This is a genomic window from Nocardioides sp. PD653-B2, from assembly GCF_002117935.1.
In the GTDB taxonomy this organism is placed as follows: domain Bacteria; phylum Actinomycetota; class Actinomycetes; order Propionibacteriales; family Nocardioidaceae; genus Nocardioides.
Genome location: NZ_BDJE01000009.1, coordinates 1 through 15,739, shown reverse-complemented (window position 1 = coordinate 15,739; position 15,739 = coordinate 1). Strand labels below are relative to the sequence as shown.

General features: G+C 68.1%; 15 protein-coding genes. 6 read left to right on the top strand and 9 right to left on the bottom strand.

Annotated features, from left to right (window positions below; translation table 11 throughout):
• The first annotated feature begins 312 nt into the window (after window positions 1-312).
• Window positions 313-1,752: a sugar transferase gene (locus tag PD653B2_RS03800; protein ID WP_165763317.1), complete on the top strand. Its 1,440-nt coding sequence runs from the start codon at window positions 313-315 to the stop codon at window positions 1,750-1,752.
• A gap of 14 nt (window positions 1,753-1,766) precedes the next feature.
• On the opposite strand, the gene PD653B2_RS03795 is transcribed toward PD653B2_RS03800, so the two are convergent.
• The 5 genes from PD653B2_RS03795 to PD653B2_RS03775 form a co-directional block, all read right to left on the bottom strand.
• Complete coding sequence (locus tag PD653B2_RS03795) at window positions 1,767-2,123, bottom strand: phosphomannose isomerase type II C-terminal cupin domain (RefSeq protein ID WP_085871005.1); 357 nt, start codon at window positions 2,121-2,123, stop codon at window positions 1,767-1,769.
• 81 nt (window positions 2,124-2,204) lie between these two features.
• Window positions 2,205-2,492, bottom strand: a complete 288-nt coding sequence (locus PD653B2_RS03790; protein ID WP_085871004.1) for a DUF2516 family protein — start codon at window positions 2,490-2,492, stop codon at window positions 2,205-2,207.
• A 105-nt stretch (window positions 2,493-2,597) separates the two neighbouring features.
• Window positions 2,598-3,257 carry a hypothetical protein gene (locus PD653B2_RS24740; protein ID WP_085871003.1) on the bottom strand — a complete coding sequence of 220 codons (660 nt, stop codon included), beginning with the start codon at window positions 3,255-3,257 and terminating at the stop codon, window positions 2,598-2,600.
• A 50-nt stretch (window positions 3,258-3,307) separates the two neighbouring features.
• Window positions 3,308-3,694: a helix-turn-helix domain-containing protein gene (locus tag PD653B2_RS03780; protein ID WP_085871002.1), complete on the bottom strand. Its 387-nt coding sequence runs from the start codon at window positions 3,692-3,694 to the stop codon at window positions 3,308-3,310.
• A 242-nt stretch (window positions 3,695-3,936) separates the two neighbouring features.
• Window positions 3,937-4,914, bottom strand: coding sequence for an asparaginase (locus tag PD653B2_RS03775; protein WP_085871001.1), 978 nt, complete (start codon window positions 4,912-4,914; stop codon window positions 3,937-3,939).
• Between the two features lie 46 nt (window positions 4,915-4,960).
• Between PD653B2_RS03775 and cysC the strand changes: the two genes are divergently transcribed.
• On the top strand, window positions 4,961-7,267 hold the full coding sequence (gene cysC / locus PD653B2_RS25835; RefSeq protein WP_278247403.1) for an adenylyl-sulfate kinase: 2,307 nt from the start codon (window positions 4,961-4,963) through the stop codon (window positions 7,265-7,267).
• On the top strand, window positions 7,264-8,256 hold the full coding sequence (locus PD653B2_RS03765; RefSeq protein WP_085870999.1) for a sulfite exporter TauE/SafE family protein: 993 nt from the start codon (window positions 7,264-7,266) through the stop codon (window positions 8,254-8,256). Before cysC ends, PD653B2_RS03765 begins: the two co-directional genes overlap by 4 nt.
• Here PD653B2_RS03765 and PD653B2_RS03760 read toward each other — a convergent pair.
• Window positions 8,232-9,545, bottom strand: coding sequence for a UDP-glucose dehydrogenase family protein (locus tag PD653B2_RS03760; protein WP_085870998.1), 1,314 nt, complete (start codon window positions 9,543-9,545; stop codon window positions 8,232-8,234). The genes PD653B2_RS03765 and PD653B2_RS03760 overlap by 25 nt on opposite strands.
• 181 nt (window positions 9,546-9,726) lie before the next feature.
• On the opposite strand from PD653B2_RS03760, the gene cysD reads away from it, so the two are divergent.
• The 3 genes from cysD (at window position 9,727) to manA (ending at window position 13,328) form a co-directional block, all read left to right on the top strand.
• Window positions 9,727-10,641 (top strand): sulfate adenylyltransferase subunit CysD, encoded by a 915-nt coding sequence (cysD, locus tag PD653B2_RS03755; protein WP_085870997.1) that lies wholly within the window; start codon window positions 9,727-9,729, stop codon window positions 10,639-10,641.
• Complete coding sequence (cysN, locus tag PD653B2_RS03750) at window positions 10,641-11,963, top strand: sulfate adenylyltransferase subunit CysN (RefSeq protein ID WP_085870996.1); 1,323 nt, start codon at window positions 10,641-10,643, stop codon at window positions 11,961-11,963. The genes cysD and cysN overlap by 1 nt, the downstream gene beginning before the upstream one ends.
• Before the next feature lie 135 nt (window positions 11,964-12,098).
• A complete protein-coding gene (gene manA / locus PD653B2_RS03745) occupies window positions 12,099-13,328 on the top strand; it encodes a mannose-6-phosphate isomerase, class I (RefSeq protein ID WP_085870995.1) in 1,230 nt (409 codons plus the stop codon).
• 83 nt (window positions 13,329-13,411) lie between these two features.
• Here the strand turns inward: manA and PD653B2_RS03740 are convergent, their stop codons facing one another.
• From PD653B2_RS03740 to PD653B2_RS03730, 3 genes are all read right to left on the bottom strand, one after another.
• Window positions 13,412-14,380 (bottom strand): GDP-L-fucose synthase family protein, encoded by a 969-nt coding sequence (locus PD653B2_RS03740; RefSeq protein ID WP_089503879.1) that lies wholly within the window; start codon window positions 14,378-14,380, stop codon window positions 13,412-13,414.
• A complete protein-coding gene (gene gmd, locus PD653B2_RS03735) occupies window positions 14,377-15,417 on the bottom strand; it encodes a GDP-mannose 4,6-dehydratase (protein WP_085870993.1) in 1,041 nt (346 codons plus the stop codon). The genes PD653B2_RS03740 and gmd overlap by 4 nt, the downstream gene beginning before the upstream one ends.
• Window positions 15,418-15,510: 93 nt before the next feature.
• Window positions 15,511-15,739 (bottom strand): integrase core domain-containing protein (locus tag PD653B2_RS03730; protein WP_165763316.1); only part of this gene is annotated, 229 nt, incomplete at its 5' end.

The window sequence follows — 15,739 nt, the reverse complement described above, 5'->3', positions numbered from 1 at the left end:
CAGACGTCGAGCCGCTGACGACCCCGTTCGAAGAGTGGTGCGCCGGCGTGGACGTCCACCCCGACAGCCCTGGAGCATGGGAGCGGTATGTAGGGCCCGCCGGCGGGTCGCCGGCCACGACGTGAGTGAGGTCGGCCGCGCCAACTGACCGACGTCCGCCCGTAACATTCGGCGCCTACCGTGGTTGGACATTCGCCTGCAGGCCTCGGCTTTTCGAGGAAAGATGACACGGATGCAGGCGAAGCAGATCCCGCGAATGTGAACACTGGGGGTCTCGGGGGATTGGACGGAACGGCGATGACACTTCTCTCGGTGAGAAGGAACGAGCTAACGGGAGCGCCGAGCCGCGCGCTCAGGTATCTGCCCACGTCAGCGCTCCTGCTCGATCTGGCCATCGTCGCCACCGTCGGCCTGCTGGCCATCACGGGTCGCAGACGACTGCCGATCTTCGAGAACGCCGCCGACGTCTCCTCCAACCTGACCGTCGCCGGACCACTCGTGGTCCTCGGCTGGATCCTGGTCATCGCCTTCATGGGCGGCTACCGCAACGACGTCTTCGGTGCCGGGACCGACGAGTACAAGCGGGTGCTGAACGCCAGCCTCGTCACGGCCGGGTTGCTCGGCGTGAGCTGCTACCTGGCCAAGTTCTCGCTCTCGCGCGGGTTCTTCCTGCTGCTGTTCGCCGTCGGCGTGCCGTCGCTGATCCTCGGTCGCTACTCGCTCCGCCGCACAGTCCACGAGGCACGACGTCAGGGGAAGCTCCAGTACCGGGTGGCGATCGCCGGTCTGCCGTCTCACGTCGACGAGATCGCCGCGGTCCTGCGGCGTGAGTCGTGGCTCGGCTACCACGTCGTGGGAGCCCTCACCCCGGCACACGACCTCAACGAGGTCACAGGATCGGGGATCCCCGTCATCGGCTCCTGCGAGGAGGCCACCTCGGTGGTCAAGACCTCCGACCTCGACATCATCTTCTTCGCAGGCGGCGCGCTCTCCTCGGCCAACCAGCTCCGCAAGATCGCCTGGGACCTCGAGCAGCAGGACGTGCAGGTGGTCGTGGCGCCGAGCGTCACGGACGTGTCCGGAGAACGAGTCCGGGTGCGTCCGGTCGGTGGCCTCCCACTCATCCACATCGACCCTCCTCGAGCCACCGACGCGGCCCGGTGGGGCAAGCGCCTCTTCGACGTCGTTAGTTCGACTTTGCTCCTGATCGCCTTCGCGCCTCTCTTCGCGATCGCAGCAGCGCGGATCAAGGTCGCTGACGGTGGCCCGATCTTCTTCCCCCAGACCAGGATCGGCCGGAACGGCGGTGAGTTCCGCTGCCTGAAGTTCCGCTCCATGGTGGTCGATGCCGAGGCGCGACTAGCAGCGCTGCAGGTTGCTGAAGGCTACGAGGGTGGACTCTTCAAGATGAAGGACGACCCGAGGATCACCAAGCCCGGCCGGTGGCTGCGGCGCTACTCGTTGGACGAGCTGCCGCAGCTGTGGAATGTCCTGCGCGGGGAGATGAGCCTGGTCGGGCCCCGGCCACCACTCCCGCTCGAGGTCGCGACCTACCACACGGACACGCGTCGGAGGCTCCGCGTGCGACCCGGCATGACTGGTCTCTGGCAGGTCTCCGGACGGTCCGACCTGTCGTGGAGCGAGGCGATCCGACTCGATCTCTACTACGTCGACAACTGGTCGATGCTCCAGGACCTCAACATCCTGACGAAGACCGTCGGTGCTGTCTTCAGCCGACGCGGCGCGTACTGAGACGCGCCCTCCGCTCAGTGCCCGTCCGGGCAGCGACCGTAGTCGTCCTCGAGCCGGACGATGTCATCCTCGCCGGTGTACTCCCCGCGCTGGATCTCGATGATCACGAGCGTCTCGTCCTGCTCGTTGATGATCCGGTGCGCAGCGCCCTGGGCGACATCGACGCAGTCCCCGGGTCCGGCATAGGAGAGCTCACCCTCGACGACGCAGGACGCCTTGCCGGAGACAATGACCCAGTGCTCCGACCGGTGCTGGTGCGTCTGGTAGGACAGCCGCGAATGCGGCAGCACGACGATGCGCTTGACCTTGTAGCCGTCAGCCTCGTCGAGGATCTCCCACGATCCCCACGGCCGCGCAGATGACTCACCCATGACTACCCCCCAGTAGACCAACGTGCTGTGTGCCTTCAGCGTCTCGCGTCAGGCACAGTCGTGTCCGACGAATCTCCAAAATCAGCGACGGGTCAGCGAAGCCAGCGCTGGACGCACGTCGGCGAGGTAGACGAACGCCGCGATCGTGAATGCGATGTTGATGAACCCGAGCGGCCCGCCGATCACCAGCTGCACCACCAGCCCGAGCCCGAGAATGATCGTCCAGGCCGGCTTGGTCAGCTTGTTGGCGGCCGCGTACGACTCCGACGAGTACATCAGGGAGTTCACGAAGGCGAAGATCTTCACGGCGATGAGCACGAGCTCGACGATCAGCATGAAGATCGACTCGGCCTGGAACACGGTCAGCACAGGCTCAGCCTACGGGGGCAGACGCAGCACGGCCCCCGGGAGCACCTACCTCCCAGGGGCCGCCATGACTCAGAACAGCGTCAGCTGCTCATCGTCGGGCGCTCTTCAGCTGCCGACCTTCGTCGCAGCGTCCGTGGTCGCCTGTGCGGCGTTCGACGCGGTCTTCTTCGCCGCGGTCGAGGTGGCCTTGGCGCTGCTCCTCGGGGCCGTCGACGTCTTCTTGGCGGTCGTGGACGCCTTCTTGGCGGTCTTCTTGGCGGTGGTCTTGGTGGCCTTGGTCGCCTGGGTCTTCGTAGTCTTGGCCTTCGCCGAGGTCGTCTTGGCGGAGGTCACGGTCGCCTGGGTCGACGACTGCTTGCGGATCCGCTCGACCAGGGTCTCGCCGCGCTTGGCGAGGTCGGCGTAGGTCTCAGTGGCCGTCGAGACGTTCTCGGCCACGACGGACTGGACCTTGATCGGCAGCGCCTTGGCGTCGGCCTGCAGCTCGGCCACGCGGGCCTCGATGACCGCACGACGCGCCTTGGCGTCCTTCGAGAGAGCGTCGACCCGGGCGATGACCACGGTCGCGGCCTGCTCGCGTAGCGCCTTCGGCTCGAGCTCGATGCTGCTGACCCGGGTCTGGACGTCCTTCTGGACACCGGCGAACTTCTTCTGCACGTCGGCGACGTAGTCACGCACGAGTCCCACGGCGAGGTCGGTGACGCCAACCCCGGCGTAGATCGGGCGGCTCGCCTCGGTCTTGATGTCGAACTTGGCCTTGGCCATGTTCCTGCTCCTTCGGTTGGCGGTCCGGCACGTCACCGGACCTGCGGGGTTCAGCTGGCCGGACGGCCTGTCGCATCGCTCGACCCGTTGAGGGCGAGGAACGACGCGTAGACGTCCAGCAGGGACTGCTTCTGGCGCTCGGTGAGCTTGGTGTCGCCGAGGATCGCGAGCTCCACCGACCCACCGACGCCGTCCTGGGGGCTGACGATGCCGGCGCGGACGTAGAGCTGCTCCGCGGAGATCCGCAGAGCCTTCGCGATCTGCTGCAGCACCTCGGCCGAGGGCCGACGCAGTCCACGCTCGATCTGGCTCAGGTAGGGGTTGGAGACCCCGGCCTGCTCGGCGAGCTGCCGGAGCGAGAGCTGGGCCGCGACCCGCTGTTCCTTCAGGTAATCACCGAGGGACTCGACGGTCTTGCCGACCTTTCCCATTGCCATACCTCTACTGTGCTAACTCCTGCTAGCAATTGCAAGCAGAGGTGCCCCGATTCGGCGTGATCCCGTTCACAACCACCAGATTTGTCCAACGAAACAAGGGTTTTCGCGTAACCGAGCCTTGCTAACACCAGCAATCACTCCCACCTCGGTGGTTGAGGTGGGAGCGCAGCGAGCCTCGAAACCACTCAACCGTTGGTCGAGGAGGTTGCGCAGCAAACGCAGGGCCTCAACCACACGGCAGATCAGAAGACCGCCCGGATCTCCCCGACCGGCTGACCACCGCCGAGCAGCGGGACGACACCGGTACGCCGCACCGCTTCGCCGTCGACGCCGGGCTCGTTGTCGACTCCCGAACGCCGCAGCGCCTCGGCCATCACGACCGGCCGCACCCGCGCGGCGCCGTCGTCGGTCTTCAGCGCGAAGGCGCGGCCGTCGGGGAGCGCGACCGCGTAGCAGGACTCGGCTCCGGCCTTCCCGATCGCTCCGGGGATCGCGGTCAGGAGCGCGAGCTCGTCGCGTCGGGTGCCCGACACGAACTCCGGGTGTCGCCGGATCGCCTCGGCGACCCGGGCGCTGGCGGTGTCCGGCCGGTCCGCGCCGTCGAGGCCCAACGCGATCCTGCGGAAGGCCCCGGCCAGCCCGACCAGGGACGTGGACAGCAGCGGCGCACCACAGCCGTCGACGGCAACTGCGACGACCGGCTCGCCGGTGACCTCCTCGAACACCGTCCGGATCCCACGCTGCAGCGGGTGGTCCGCGTCCAGGTAGGTCGCGGTGTCCCAGCCGTTGACGACGCACGTGGCGAGCATCGCGGCGTGCTTGCCCGAGCAGTTCATCTGGATCGAGGAGCGGTGACCCCCCGCCCGGATGACCGCCTCACGCGCCTCGTCGTCGAGGGGGTAGTCGGGCGGGGTCCGGAGAGCGGCCTCGTCGAGACCCGCCGAGGCCAGGATGCGGCGGACGCCCTCGACGTGGAACGGCTCTCCCGAGTGCGACGCGCAGGCAAGGGCGAGCAGGTCGGGCGGGAGGTCGAGCCCCATCCGGACCATCCCGAGCGCCTGGATCGGCTTGTTGCTGGACCGCGGAAGGATCGGCTCCGCCACCGAGCCCACCGACCAGGCGACGGCGCCGGTGGAGTCGAGCGCCACCACCGACCCGTAGTGGTGCCCTTCGACGAATTCGGAACGGACGAGCTCGGCGACGACCACGGGACCAGACATGCCCGCAGGGTAGCGAGCACCCGAATGGCAGGATTGCTCCGTGCCGATGCCCGCCGTACCGCAGTTCTGCCCCAGCCCCCGTGAGCTCGACGACCTCGAGCTGCTCGTGACCGGCGCGCTGGTGCCGACCGTGGTCTTCAACGAGCCGGGTAGCCCGGTCACGCTGGAGTTGCCGGAGTCGATCGCCGAGCTCGCCGCCAAGGCCGGCGCCGTGGAGATCGTGGACCCGGAGGGGCTGCCCCTCGCCGAGGTCGAGCTGCCCGCCGGCACGATCGACCCGCTGACCCACACGCAGTACGGGCCGTTCCGACGTCTGTACCTGTCCCCCACCGAGACCCGCGAGCGGTACGCCGGTCGCACCTTCGTCCCCCTCGTCGACGCCCTGACCGTGCCCCAGCTCGCCGCCCTCGCCACCGTCGGCCCGGTCGTGCTCCTGCCCCTCGTCGGTCACGGCACACCGGAGCTGTCGACGGTCGGGCTGATCCGCGCGACCCTCGCCGCCGCGGACCACCTGCCCGACGCGGCCGTCGTCGCCATCCCGCTCGCGTCGCACGGCGATCCCGACGTCGACCACGACCTCGGCGTCCAGGTCGTCGGCAACTACGCGGCCGGCGATCCCGTCGTCGGCGTTTCCGAAGACCCGACGGGCGCCTTCTCCCCGGAGATCGCCGCCATCGTGGAGACCGACCGACCCGCCCCCGACGAGCAGGGCCTGGTCCTCTTCTTCACCGGCCTCTCAGGGAGCGGGAAGTCCACGCTCGCCCGCGCCCTGACGGACCGCCTTCTCGAGCAGGGCACACGCTCGGTGACGAGCCTCGACGGCGACGTCGTACGCCGCAACCTCTCCGCGGGCCTGACCTTCTCCAAGGAGGACCGGGAGACCAACATCCGTCGGATCGGGTGGGTCGCGGCCGAGATCTCCCGCCACCGGGGTGTCGCGGTCTGCAGCCCGATCGCGCCGTTCGCCGAGACCCGCCGACAGGTGCGCGCGATGGTCGAGGAGGCAGGCGGAGCCTTCTTCCTCGTGCACGTCGCGACCCCGCTCGCCGAGTGTGAGCGCCGCGACCGCAAGGGCATGTACGCCAAGGCCCGCCGCGGCGAGATCCCCGAGTTCACCGGCATCTCCTCGCCCTACGAGGAGCCTGCCGACGCGGACGTCCGCGTCGACACCACCGGCCGCACCATCGAGGAGGCCCTCGACGACGTGCTAGTCGCGCTCCGGGACTCGGGCTACCTCGACCTGACGACCGAGCCAGTAGCCGACGACGGCAGCCAGGCGCGCGTCCCGAAACCGCCGGCAGTCGCCGAGGTGGTCGCCTCGATCATCGAGAAGCAGCCCACCCACGTTCCCAAGAAGGTTGCCGAGGCGTCCGCTTCGGTGGTTGAGGAAGGCGCGCTAGCGCCTGTCTCGAAACCCCCGAAGCCCGACACCGAGCCGTCTGCTCCGGTGGTTGAGGAAGGCGCCCTGGCGCCTGTCTCGAAACCCCCGAAGCCCGACTCCGAGCCGTCAGCTCCGGTGGTTGAGGAGGTCGCGCAGCCGTCACCCCCGGTCTTTGAGGAGGTCGCGCAGCCGTCACCCCCGGTCTTTGAGGAGGTCGCGCAGCCGTCACCCCCGGTGGTTGAGGAGGTTGCGCAGCCGTCACCCCCGGTGGTTGAGGAGGTTGCGCAGCCGTCACCCCCGGTGGTTGAGGAGGTTGCGCAGCAACCGTCTCGAAACCACCCCACCCCTGGTCGAGCAGCGAGCGCCAGCGAGCGAGCCGAGACGACCGCGGACGGCAGCGTCACGGGAGACCACGCCAAGCACGAGCGCCCCCTCCGCGTGCTCTTCGTGTGCACGGCCAACATCTGCCGGTCTCCGTTCATGGAGCTGTCGTCGCGCCACCTGGTCGGCCCGGACGCCCACGTCACCTTCGCCAGCTCCGGCACCCACGGAGCGGCTGGGAGTGAGATGAGCCCGGACATGGCCGCGACCCTGGCGTCGCGCGGCGTCACCGGCGGCCACAGCTTCCGGAGTCGCCCGTTCAAGACCGAACAGCTGCTCCACGCCGACCTGGTGCTCACGGCGGAGAACGCCCACCGCACGTTCATCCTGGACGACCATCCGGGCGCCTTCCGCAAGGTCTTCACCCTCGGCCAGTTCGCGGAGGCCGTGCGCAACTCGGCGACCGACGTGACCGGGCGGGACCTGCTCGCTGCCGTCGGCACGCGCCGGGGCACCGCTGATCCCAGCCTCGACATCCCTGACCCCTACGGCCAAGGCCCCGAGGCTGCCGAGGCCGCCGCAAGCGCGATCGAAGACCTGCTGCGCGTCGTGCTCCCCGCGCTCACCGGATCGAGGAAGATCACCGCATGAACGACCTGATCACCACCGCCTTCTTCTCCATCCTCGCGGCCGGCTTCTTCGTCGGCATCGTGGTGGGCCTGACCGGCATGGGTGGCGGTGCGCTGATGACTCCGGCGCTGATCTTCCTCGGTGTCGGCGACGCAGCCACGGTCGTCACGGCGGACCTGACCGCCGCCGCCATCTACAAGAGCGGCGGGGCGGTGGTGCACGCTCGCGAGGGCTCCCCCAACTTCACGCTCGCCAAGTGGCTGATCCTGGGGTCGGTGCCGCTGGCCCTGCTCGGACCGTGGCTGATCCACGCGATCGCCGGCGGGGAGCCGGAGTCGCTCGACACTCTCCTCAAGGAGTGCATCGGGTTCGCGCTGCTGCTGGCGGCCTCGACGTACGCGCTGCGGCTCTACATCAACCTCCGGCGCGTGCGCGGCGGCGCCGCTGACGCCAACCCGGACCCCCGCATCCGCCCGCTCGCCACGCTCGCCGTCGGTGCGCTGGGCGGCCTTCTCGTCGGGGTGACCAGTGTCGGGTCGGGCTCGGTCATCATGATCGCGCTGCTGATGCTCTACCCCGGCCTGTCCGCAGTGAAGCTCGTCGGCACCGACCTGGTGCAGGCCGTCCCGTTGGTGCTCGCCGCGGCGATCTCGAACATCGCGATCAACGGGCTCGACTGGCAGATCCTGATCCCGCTGGTCGTGGGCTCGGTCCCCGGCACCATCCTGGGCAGCCGGATCGCGCCTCGCGTGCCCCAGTCGTTCATCCGCCGGGGCATCGTCGTCGTCCTGACGATGTCGGGCGTGGCGCTGCTCGACAAGGCCGGGTGGGCCCCTCTCGGCAAGGAGGAGACCCACCCCGTGCTGATCGGGCTCGTCGGGGTTGCGATGGTCGTCCTCGTCCCGCTGATCTGGGGCCTGCTGCGCAAGACCCAGGGACTCCCGATGTTCGGCTCACCGACCGTGGCCGAGCTCGAGGGTGAGGTTCAGGGACGCCCGAGCGCTCGGTAGGTCCATCCCGCCGCGCGCCACTGCGCCGGCTCCAGGCAGTTCCGGCCGTCGATGACGCGGGGTACGGCGACCAGGGCTTTCATCGCGGCCGGGTCGAGCGCGACGTACTCCGGCCACTCGGTCAGGAGCATCACGACCTCGACATCGGCGACGGCGTCCTCGACCGTCGAGGCGAAAGCCAGGTCGGGCCACTTCTTCTGGGCGTTGTCGATGGCCTGCGGATCGGTCACCACGACGTGGGCTCCCTGCAGCTGCATCTGGGCGGCCACGCTCAGCGCCGGCGAGTCACGCACGTCGTCGCTGTCGGGCTTGAACGCCGCGCCGAGCACCGCGATCTTGCGGCCGGCGATCGAGCCGCCGCACTCCTCGCGGGCCAGGTCGACCATCCGGGTCCGGCGCCGCATGTTGATCGAGTCGACCTCGCGCAGGAAGGTCAGCGCTTGGTCGACGCCGAGCTCACCTGCGCGGGCCATGAACGCGCGGATGTCCTTGGGGAGACAGCCCCCACCGAAGCCCACGCCCGCGTTGAGGAACTTGCGGCCGATGCGGTCGTCGTGCCCGATCGCGTCCGCGAGCAGCTTCACGTCGGCGCCGGTGGCCTCGCAGAGCTCCGCCATCGCGTTGATGAAGGAGATCTTGGTCGCGAGGAACGAGTTGGCCGCGACCTTGACCAGCTGAGCTGTGGCGAGGTCAGCGACGATCCGCGGCGATCCCTCGGCGATCGCGCCGGCATAGACCTCATCGAGCACCTCGACGGCCCTTCGCCCCAGACCGCTGTCGGGCACGCCGTACACGAGACGGTCCGGGTGGAGGGTGTCCTCGACCGCGAAGCCCTCCCGGAGGAACTCCGGGTTCCAGATCAGCACCGCCTCGGGCTCGGCCCCGCGCACCCGTTCGGCGAGCTCCTCCGCCGTGCCGACCGGCACCGTCGACTTGCCGACGACGAGATCGCCCGGCTTCAGCAGCGGGAGGATCGCGTCGATGCCCGCGTGGACGAAGCGCAGGTCGGCAGCGAACTCACCCGCCTTCTGCGGCGTGCCGACGCAGAGGAAGTGCACCGTGGCGCCGGCAGCTGCCGACGGATCGGTCGTGAACTCCAGGCGGCCGGTTCCTAGGCTCTCGGCCAGCAGTTCCGGCAGACCGGGCTCGTGGAACGGCGCCTCCCCGCGGGCCAGCGCGGCCACGTGCTCCGGGATGACGTCGACACCGACGACGTCGTGCCCGAGGCGCGTCATGCAGGCCGCGTGCACGGCACCCAGGTAGCCGCAACCGAAGACGGAGATGCGCATGGCGGCATCGTAGGTGGCGCACGGCGCACATTCGCGACCGTTCACGGAACGCTTGCATGAACAATGGCCCACACCGGACCCAGAGTGACCTGAAGCACTCGAATTTGTCCGGTTTGAGGTGGGAGGTCACGACCCGGCTACGATGTGGGCTGCTGTCCCGACGAGAGGTACCCAGTCAGTCATGACCGACACCCATGCCGACTACCAGCTGAGTCAGCTCGACCAGCTGGAGGCGGAGTCGATCCACATCTTCCGTGAGGTCGCCGCCGAGTTCGAGAAGCCTGTCCTGATGTTCTCGGGCGGCAAGGACTCGATCGTGATGCTGCGGCTCGCCGAGAAGGCGTTCTACCCGGCCAAGATCCCGTTCCCGGTGCTCCAGGTGGACACCGGCTACGACTTCCCCGAGGTCCTCGCCTGCCGCGACTCCTGGGTGAACCGCCTCGGGGTCCGCCTCGTGGTCGCCAGCGTCGAGGAGGCCATCGCGAACGGCGTGGTCGTCGACGACGGCAAGACCAGCCGCAACCGCATGCAGATCGGCACTCTCCTCAACGCCCTCGAGGAGGAGGGCTTCACCGCCGCCTTCGGTGGTGGCCGCCGCGACGAGGAGAAGGCCCGCGCCAAGGAGCGCGTCTACTCCCACCGCGACGAGTTCGGCCAGTGGGACCCGAAGATGCAGCGCCCCGAGCTCTGGAGCCTCTACAACGGCCGGATCCACCAGGGCGAGCACATGCGGATCTTCCCGCTGTCCAACTGGACCGAGCTCGACATCTGGCACTACATCGGCCAGGAGGGCATCGAGATTCCCTCCATCTACTTCTCCCACCAGCGCCGGGTCTTCGAGCGCGACGGGATGCTGCTGTCCGAGAGCGACTTCAACCCGACCAAGGGCAACGAGACCGTCACCGAGCGCACCGTGCGGTTCCGCACCGTCGGCGACCTGACCCTCACCGGGTGTGTCGAGTCCGAGGCCGACACGATCGACAAGATCATCGACGAGGTCGCCATCGCCCGCGTCACCGAGCGCGGCGCGACCCGCGGCGACGACCGGTTCTCCGAAGCAGCCATGGAGGACCGGAAGAAGGAAGGCTACTTCTGATGAGCACCACCCCCGACTCAGAGTCCAACGCTGGCCTCACCACGACGCAGGTCGCCGAGCAGACCCGCTCCATGGACCTGCTCCGCTTCGCCACCGCGGGCTCCGTCGACGACGGCAAGTCGACCCTCATCGGTCGCCTCCTGCTCGACTCCAAGTCGATCTTCGAGGACCAGATGGAGGCCGTCGAGGCCACCAGCGTGTCCAAGGGCTACGACTACACCGACCTCGCGCTGCTGACCGACGGCCTGCGCTCCGAGCGCGAGCAGGGCATCACCATCGACGTGGCGTACCGCTACTTCGCGACCCCGACCCGCAAGTTCATCATCGCGGACACCCCCGGGCACGTGCAGTACACCCGCAACATGGTCACCGGCGCCTCGACCGCCGACCTCGGGCTGGTGCTCGTCGACGCCCGCCAGGGCCTGACCGAGCAGTCGCGACGGCACGCCGTGATCCTGTCGCTCCTCCGGGTGCCGCACCTCGTGCTCGCGGTCAACAAGATGGACCTCGTCGACTTCTCCGAAGAGGTCTACGAGAAGATCCACCACGAGTTCACCCAGTTCGCCACGAAGCTCAACATCCCCGACCTCGAGGTCATCCCGATCTCGGCGCTCCAGGGTGACAACGTGGTGAACCGCTCCGAGAACATGCCGTGGTACTCCGGTCCCACGCTCATGCACCACCTCGAGCACATCCACGTGGCCTCCGACCGCGACCTGGTCGACGTCCGCTTCCCGGTGCAGTACGTCGTGCGGCCCAAGTCCGACGAGCACCACGACTACCGCGGCTACGGCGGCATGGTCGCCGGCGGTGTGCTCAAGCCGGGCGACGAGGTCGTGGTCCTGCCCTCCGGCATGACCTCGAAGATCGCCGGCATCGACCTCTTCGACAAGGAGATCACCGAGGCGTTCCCGCCCATGTCGGTGACGGTCCGCCTCGAGGACGACGTCGACGTGTCGCGCGGCGACATGATCGCCCGGGTCAACAACGCTCCCAAGCCCTCCCAGGACATCGACGCGATGATCTGCTGGATGACCAACGAGCCACTGCGCCCGCGCCAGAAGCTCGCGATCAAGCACACCACGCGCAGCGCGCGGGCCCTGGTCAAGGACATCCAGTACCGCCTCGACGTCAACACCCTGCACCGTGACCAGGACACCAAGGAGCTCGGGCTCAACGAGATCGGTCGTGTCCAGCTGCGCACGACCGTGCCGCTGCTGTGTGACCCGTACTCGAAGAACCGCACCACCGGCTCGTTCATCCTCATCGACGAGGCCACCGGCGTCACCGTCGGTGCGGGGATGATCAACTCCGGCGCCTGACCCACCGGTGGTTGAGGTGCGAGCGAAGCGAGCCTCGAAACCACCCATCGGTCGCCGAGCACTCTCGGTGGTTGAGGAGGTTGCGCTAGCAACCGTCTCGAAGCCCCCGCACCCAACGCAGGGCAGTGACCACCCGTGTTCCTGTTGACCAACGCCATTCGCGACTATGCCTGGGGCTCGCGCAACCACATCCCCCGCTTCCTGGAGGTGCCGCCGACCGGCGCGCCCCAGGCGGAGCTGTGGATCGGCGCCCATCCGGGCGACCCGTCACGGCTGCCAGACGGCCGAACCCTGGACGAGGCCATCCGCGAGGACCCGGAACGCCTGATCGGACCCCGCGTACGGACGGTATTCGGCGACCGGCTCCCTTTCCTGCTCAAGGCGCTCGCAGCGGCCGAGCCGCTCTCCCTCCAGGTGCACCCGACCAGCCAGCGGGCCGAGCTCGGCTACGCCGCAGAGGAGGCTGCGGGCGTGCTGCTCGGTGCGCCGAAGCGCAGTTATCAAGACCGGTTTCACAAGCCGGAGATGGTCTTCGCGCTCACCCGCTTCGAGGGAATGGCGGGGTTCCGCGACGTCAACCGCTCAGCCCAGATACTGCGGACGCTCGACCTGCCCTGGGCCGACGATGTCGCCGCACGACTCGAGTCCGGGCCGGCCTTCCAGACACTCCGGGCCGTGGTGACGGAGATGCTCGCTACGGACGGCCTGGAACTCACGCGTCTCCTTTCGGATCTACGAACAGCTGCGGCGCAGGCAGAACAACGAGGGCACCGCGAGGACGTTCGGATCAGGAAGAAGCTCCGAGAACGGACCAGCGTCTCCCGCGAAGGTACTCGGGTCTTTGCCCAGACGACCGCGCTGGTCGACCGTTACCCGGCGGACCCCGGGGTCCTGGTCACCCTGCTGCTCAACCATGTCGTGCTGGCTCCGGGCGAGGCAATGTTTCTCGGCGCCGGCGTCATCCACGCCTACACGTCGGGCTTCGGAGTCGAAATCATGGCGTCGTCGGACAACGTATTGCGGGCCGGGTTGACCCCCAAGCACGTGGACGTCGAGGAGCTCCTCCAGATCACGAACTTCACCCCGATGCCGCCGCCGCAGTGGGCACCTACGACAAGGGACGGCCTCGCCTACTTCGAACCTCCTGTCACGGAGTTCGCCCTGACCGTGGGGGACGCCCCCCTGGCGGGTCTCGCCACGGACGGTCCGCGAGTCGTGCTGGTACTGGACGGCTCCGTCAATCTGAGTACGGAGACGGGAGCTGCGTCGGCGGTTCAGGGCGAGGCGCTCTTCATCGAGCACGCCGACGGCGCGCTGACCATCGACGGCAACGGCCGGGTTGCCGTCGCCTCCGTCCCACATTGATCGGGACCGCTTCCGTGGATCGAGCCGCGAGCGGTATCGAGCGTCGACGAGACCCGCGCCCGAGAGTGGCGGCCGAGTTCGTGTCAGCCGGCCTCGCGCAGGTGCCCGACGTGCTCGCGGTACCACTCGACCGTCGAGGCCAGACCGGCTCGCAAACCGATTTGTGACTCCCAGCCGATCTCACGCAGCTTCGACACGTCAAGGAGTTTTTGAGGGGTGCCGTCAGGCTTGCTCGCGTCCCACTCCGTGCGGCCCTCGTAGCCAACGGCCTCAGCGACGAGTTGTGCGATCTCCTGGATCGTTGCGTCCCGGCCGGTGCCGACGTTGACCTGCTCAGGCCCGTCGTAGTGCTCGAGGAGATACAGACACGCCGCAGCCATGTCGTCGACGTGCAAGAACTCCCTGCGCGGGGTCCCGGTGCCCCAGTTCGTCACAGAGGGAAGGCCCGCTGCCTTGGCCTCGTCGTAGCGCCGGATCAGGGCGGGGAGCACATGACTGCCGGTCGGCGAGAAGTTGTCGCCCGGCCCGTACAGGTTCGTCGGCATCGCGGAGATCCAGGGCCGGTCGTACTGCCGGCGGACCGCCTGCACCTGGAGGATCCCGGCGATCTTCGCGATCGCGTAGGCGTCGTTGGTCGGCTCCAGGTGGCCCGTGAGCAGGGAGTCCTCGCGGATCGGCTGGGGTGCGAGCTTGGGGTAGATGCAGGAAGAACCGAGAAACAGCAAGCGCTCGGTTCCGTACTCCAGCGCAGCGTCCATGACATTGGTCTGGATGCGGAGGTTCTCGGACAGGAAGTCGACCGGGTAGGTGTTGTTGGCCATGATCCCGCCGACCTTGGCCGCGGCGAGGACGAGATACGTCGGCCGGGCGACCGACATGTAGTCGAAGACTGCGTTCCGGTCGCGGAGGTCGACCTCGGCCGACGTCTGGCCGAGCAGGTTGGTGTGTCCAGCCTTCTCCAGAGCCCGCCAGATCGCTCCGCCGACGAGCCCGCGATGGCCGGCGACGTAGAACGGAGCAGACTTGTCCAGCTCGTAGGACACCGTGGTCATGCGGTTGAATCCCTGACCGGCCAGCCTTCGAGGCTCGGCCGATCGATCCATGCGTGTCCGGCGTGCTTGAGCGCCTCGATGTCGGCATCCACCATGATCCGAGCCAACTCGTCGGTCTGAACCTTGGGCTTCCACCCGAGGACGCGTTCGGCCTTGCCGGCATCGCCGATGAGGGCGTCCACCTCCGTGGGTCGGAGGTAGCGCTCGTCGAAGCGGACGTGCTTCTCCCAGTCGAGGCCCGCGTGCTCGAAAGCCGTGACGACAAAGTCGCGCACGGTGAAGCTGCCGCCGGTCGCGAGCACGAAGTCGTCGGGTTCGTCGGCCTGCAACATCCGCCACATTCCCTCGACGTACTCGGGCGCGTAGCCCCAGTCGCGTATCGCGTCGAGGTTGCCCATGTACACGTAGTCGTCCAGGCCGGCCTGAATCCGCGCGACCGCCCTGGTGACCTTGCGGGTCACGAAGGTCTCTCCTCGGCGGGGCGACTCGTGGTTGAACAGGATGCCGTTGACCGCGAACATGCCGTAGCCCTCGCGATAGTTCTTCGTCGCCCAGTACGCGTAGACCTTCGCCGCACCGTACGGGGACCGCGGGTAGAAGGGCGTGCCTTCGTCCTGAGGTGGCGGCGTCGCGCCGAACATCTCCGAACTGGACGCTTGGTAGTACCTGCAGTCGAGGCCCGTCATGCGAACCGCCTCGAGGAGCCGCATCGCGCCGACGCCGGTCGTGTTTCCCGTGTGCTCGGGCTCGTCGAAACTGACGCGAACGTGCGACTGTGCAGCCAGGTTGTAGACCTCGTCGGGCTGGATGTCGTGAAGCAGGGTCACCAAGCGTGCGCCGTCAGACAGGTCGCCGTAATGAAGAAAGAGCCGAGCATCCTCGTCGTGTGGGTCCTGATAGAGGTGGTCAATCCGCGACGTGTTGAACGTCGACGCTCGGCGAATCAGACCGTGCACGAGGTATCCCTTGCCGAGGAGCAATTCGGCTAGATAAGACCCGTCCTGCCCAGTGATTCCAGTGATCAGTGCGGTTCGCACAAGGGTCCTCTCCCCGGTCAAGATCCGGCCATCTACCGTAGGAACTATAGATGCCACAGAAGGGTCTGCTGCACGCACGGGTGACAGTTACGGTTAGGCCGCCTGGGTGGCGGTGGTCGTCATGATCAGCTCGTATTCGACCGGGGTCAATCGCCCGAGGGAAGCCTGCCTCCGACGGCGGTGGTAGGTCCGCTCGATCCACCTGACGATCGCGATCCGCAGCTCGTCCCGGGTCGTCCAGGAACGGCGGTTGAGGACGTTCTTCTGCAGCAGCGAGAAGAACGACTCCATAGCGGCGTTGTCGCCGGCCGCGCCGACCCGG

Coding starts and splice junctions, on each gene's coding strand:
- PD653B2_RS03765 (WP_085870999.1), top strand. CDS start 7,264: ATGAACGACCTGATCACCACCGCCTTCTTCTCCATCCTCGCGGCCGGC.
- PD653B2_RS03760 (WP_085870998.1), bottom strand. CDS start 9,545: ATGCGCATCTCCGTCTTCGGTTGCGGCTACCTGGGTGCCGTGCACGCG.
- PD653B2_RS24740 (WP_085871003.1), bottom strand. CDS start 3,257: ATGGCCAAGGCCAAGTTCGACATCAAGACCGAGGCGAGCCGCCCGATC.
- PD653B2_RS03795 (WP_085871005.1), bottom strand. CDS start 2,123: ATGGGTGAGTCATCTGCGCGGCCGTGGGGATCGTGGGAGATCCTCGAC.
- cysN (WP_085870996.1), top strand. CDS start 10,641: ATGAGCACCACCCCCGACTCAGAGTCCAACGCTGGCCTCACCACGACG.
- cysD (WP_085870997.1), top strand. CDS start 9,727: ATGACCGACACCCATGCCGACTACCAGCTGAGTCAGCTCGACCAGCTG.
- cysC (WP_278247403.1), top strand. CDS start 4,961: ATGCCCGCCGTACCGCAGTTCTGCCCCAGCCCCCGTGAGCTCGACGAC.
- PD653B2_RS03780 (WP_085871002.1), bottom strand. CDS start 3,694: ATGGCAATGGGAAAGGTCGGCAAGACCGTCGAGTCCCTCGGTGATTAC.
- PD653B2_RS03775 (WP_085871001.1), bottom strand. CDS start 4,914: ATGTCTGGTCCCGTGGTCGTCGCCGAGCTCGTCCGTTCCGAATTCGTC.
- PD653B2_RS03740 (WP_089503879.1), bottom strand. CDS start 14,380: ATGACCACGGTGTCCTACGAGCTGGACAAGTCTGCTCCGTTCTACGTC.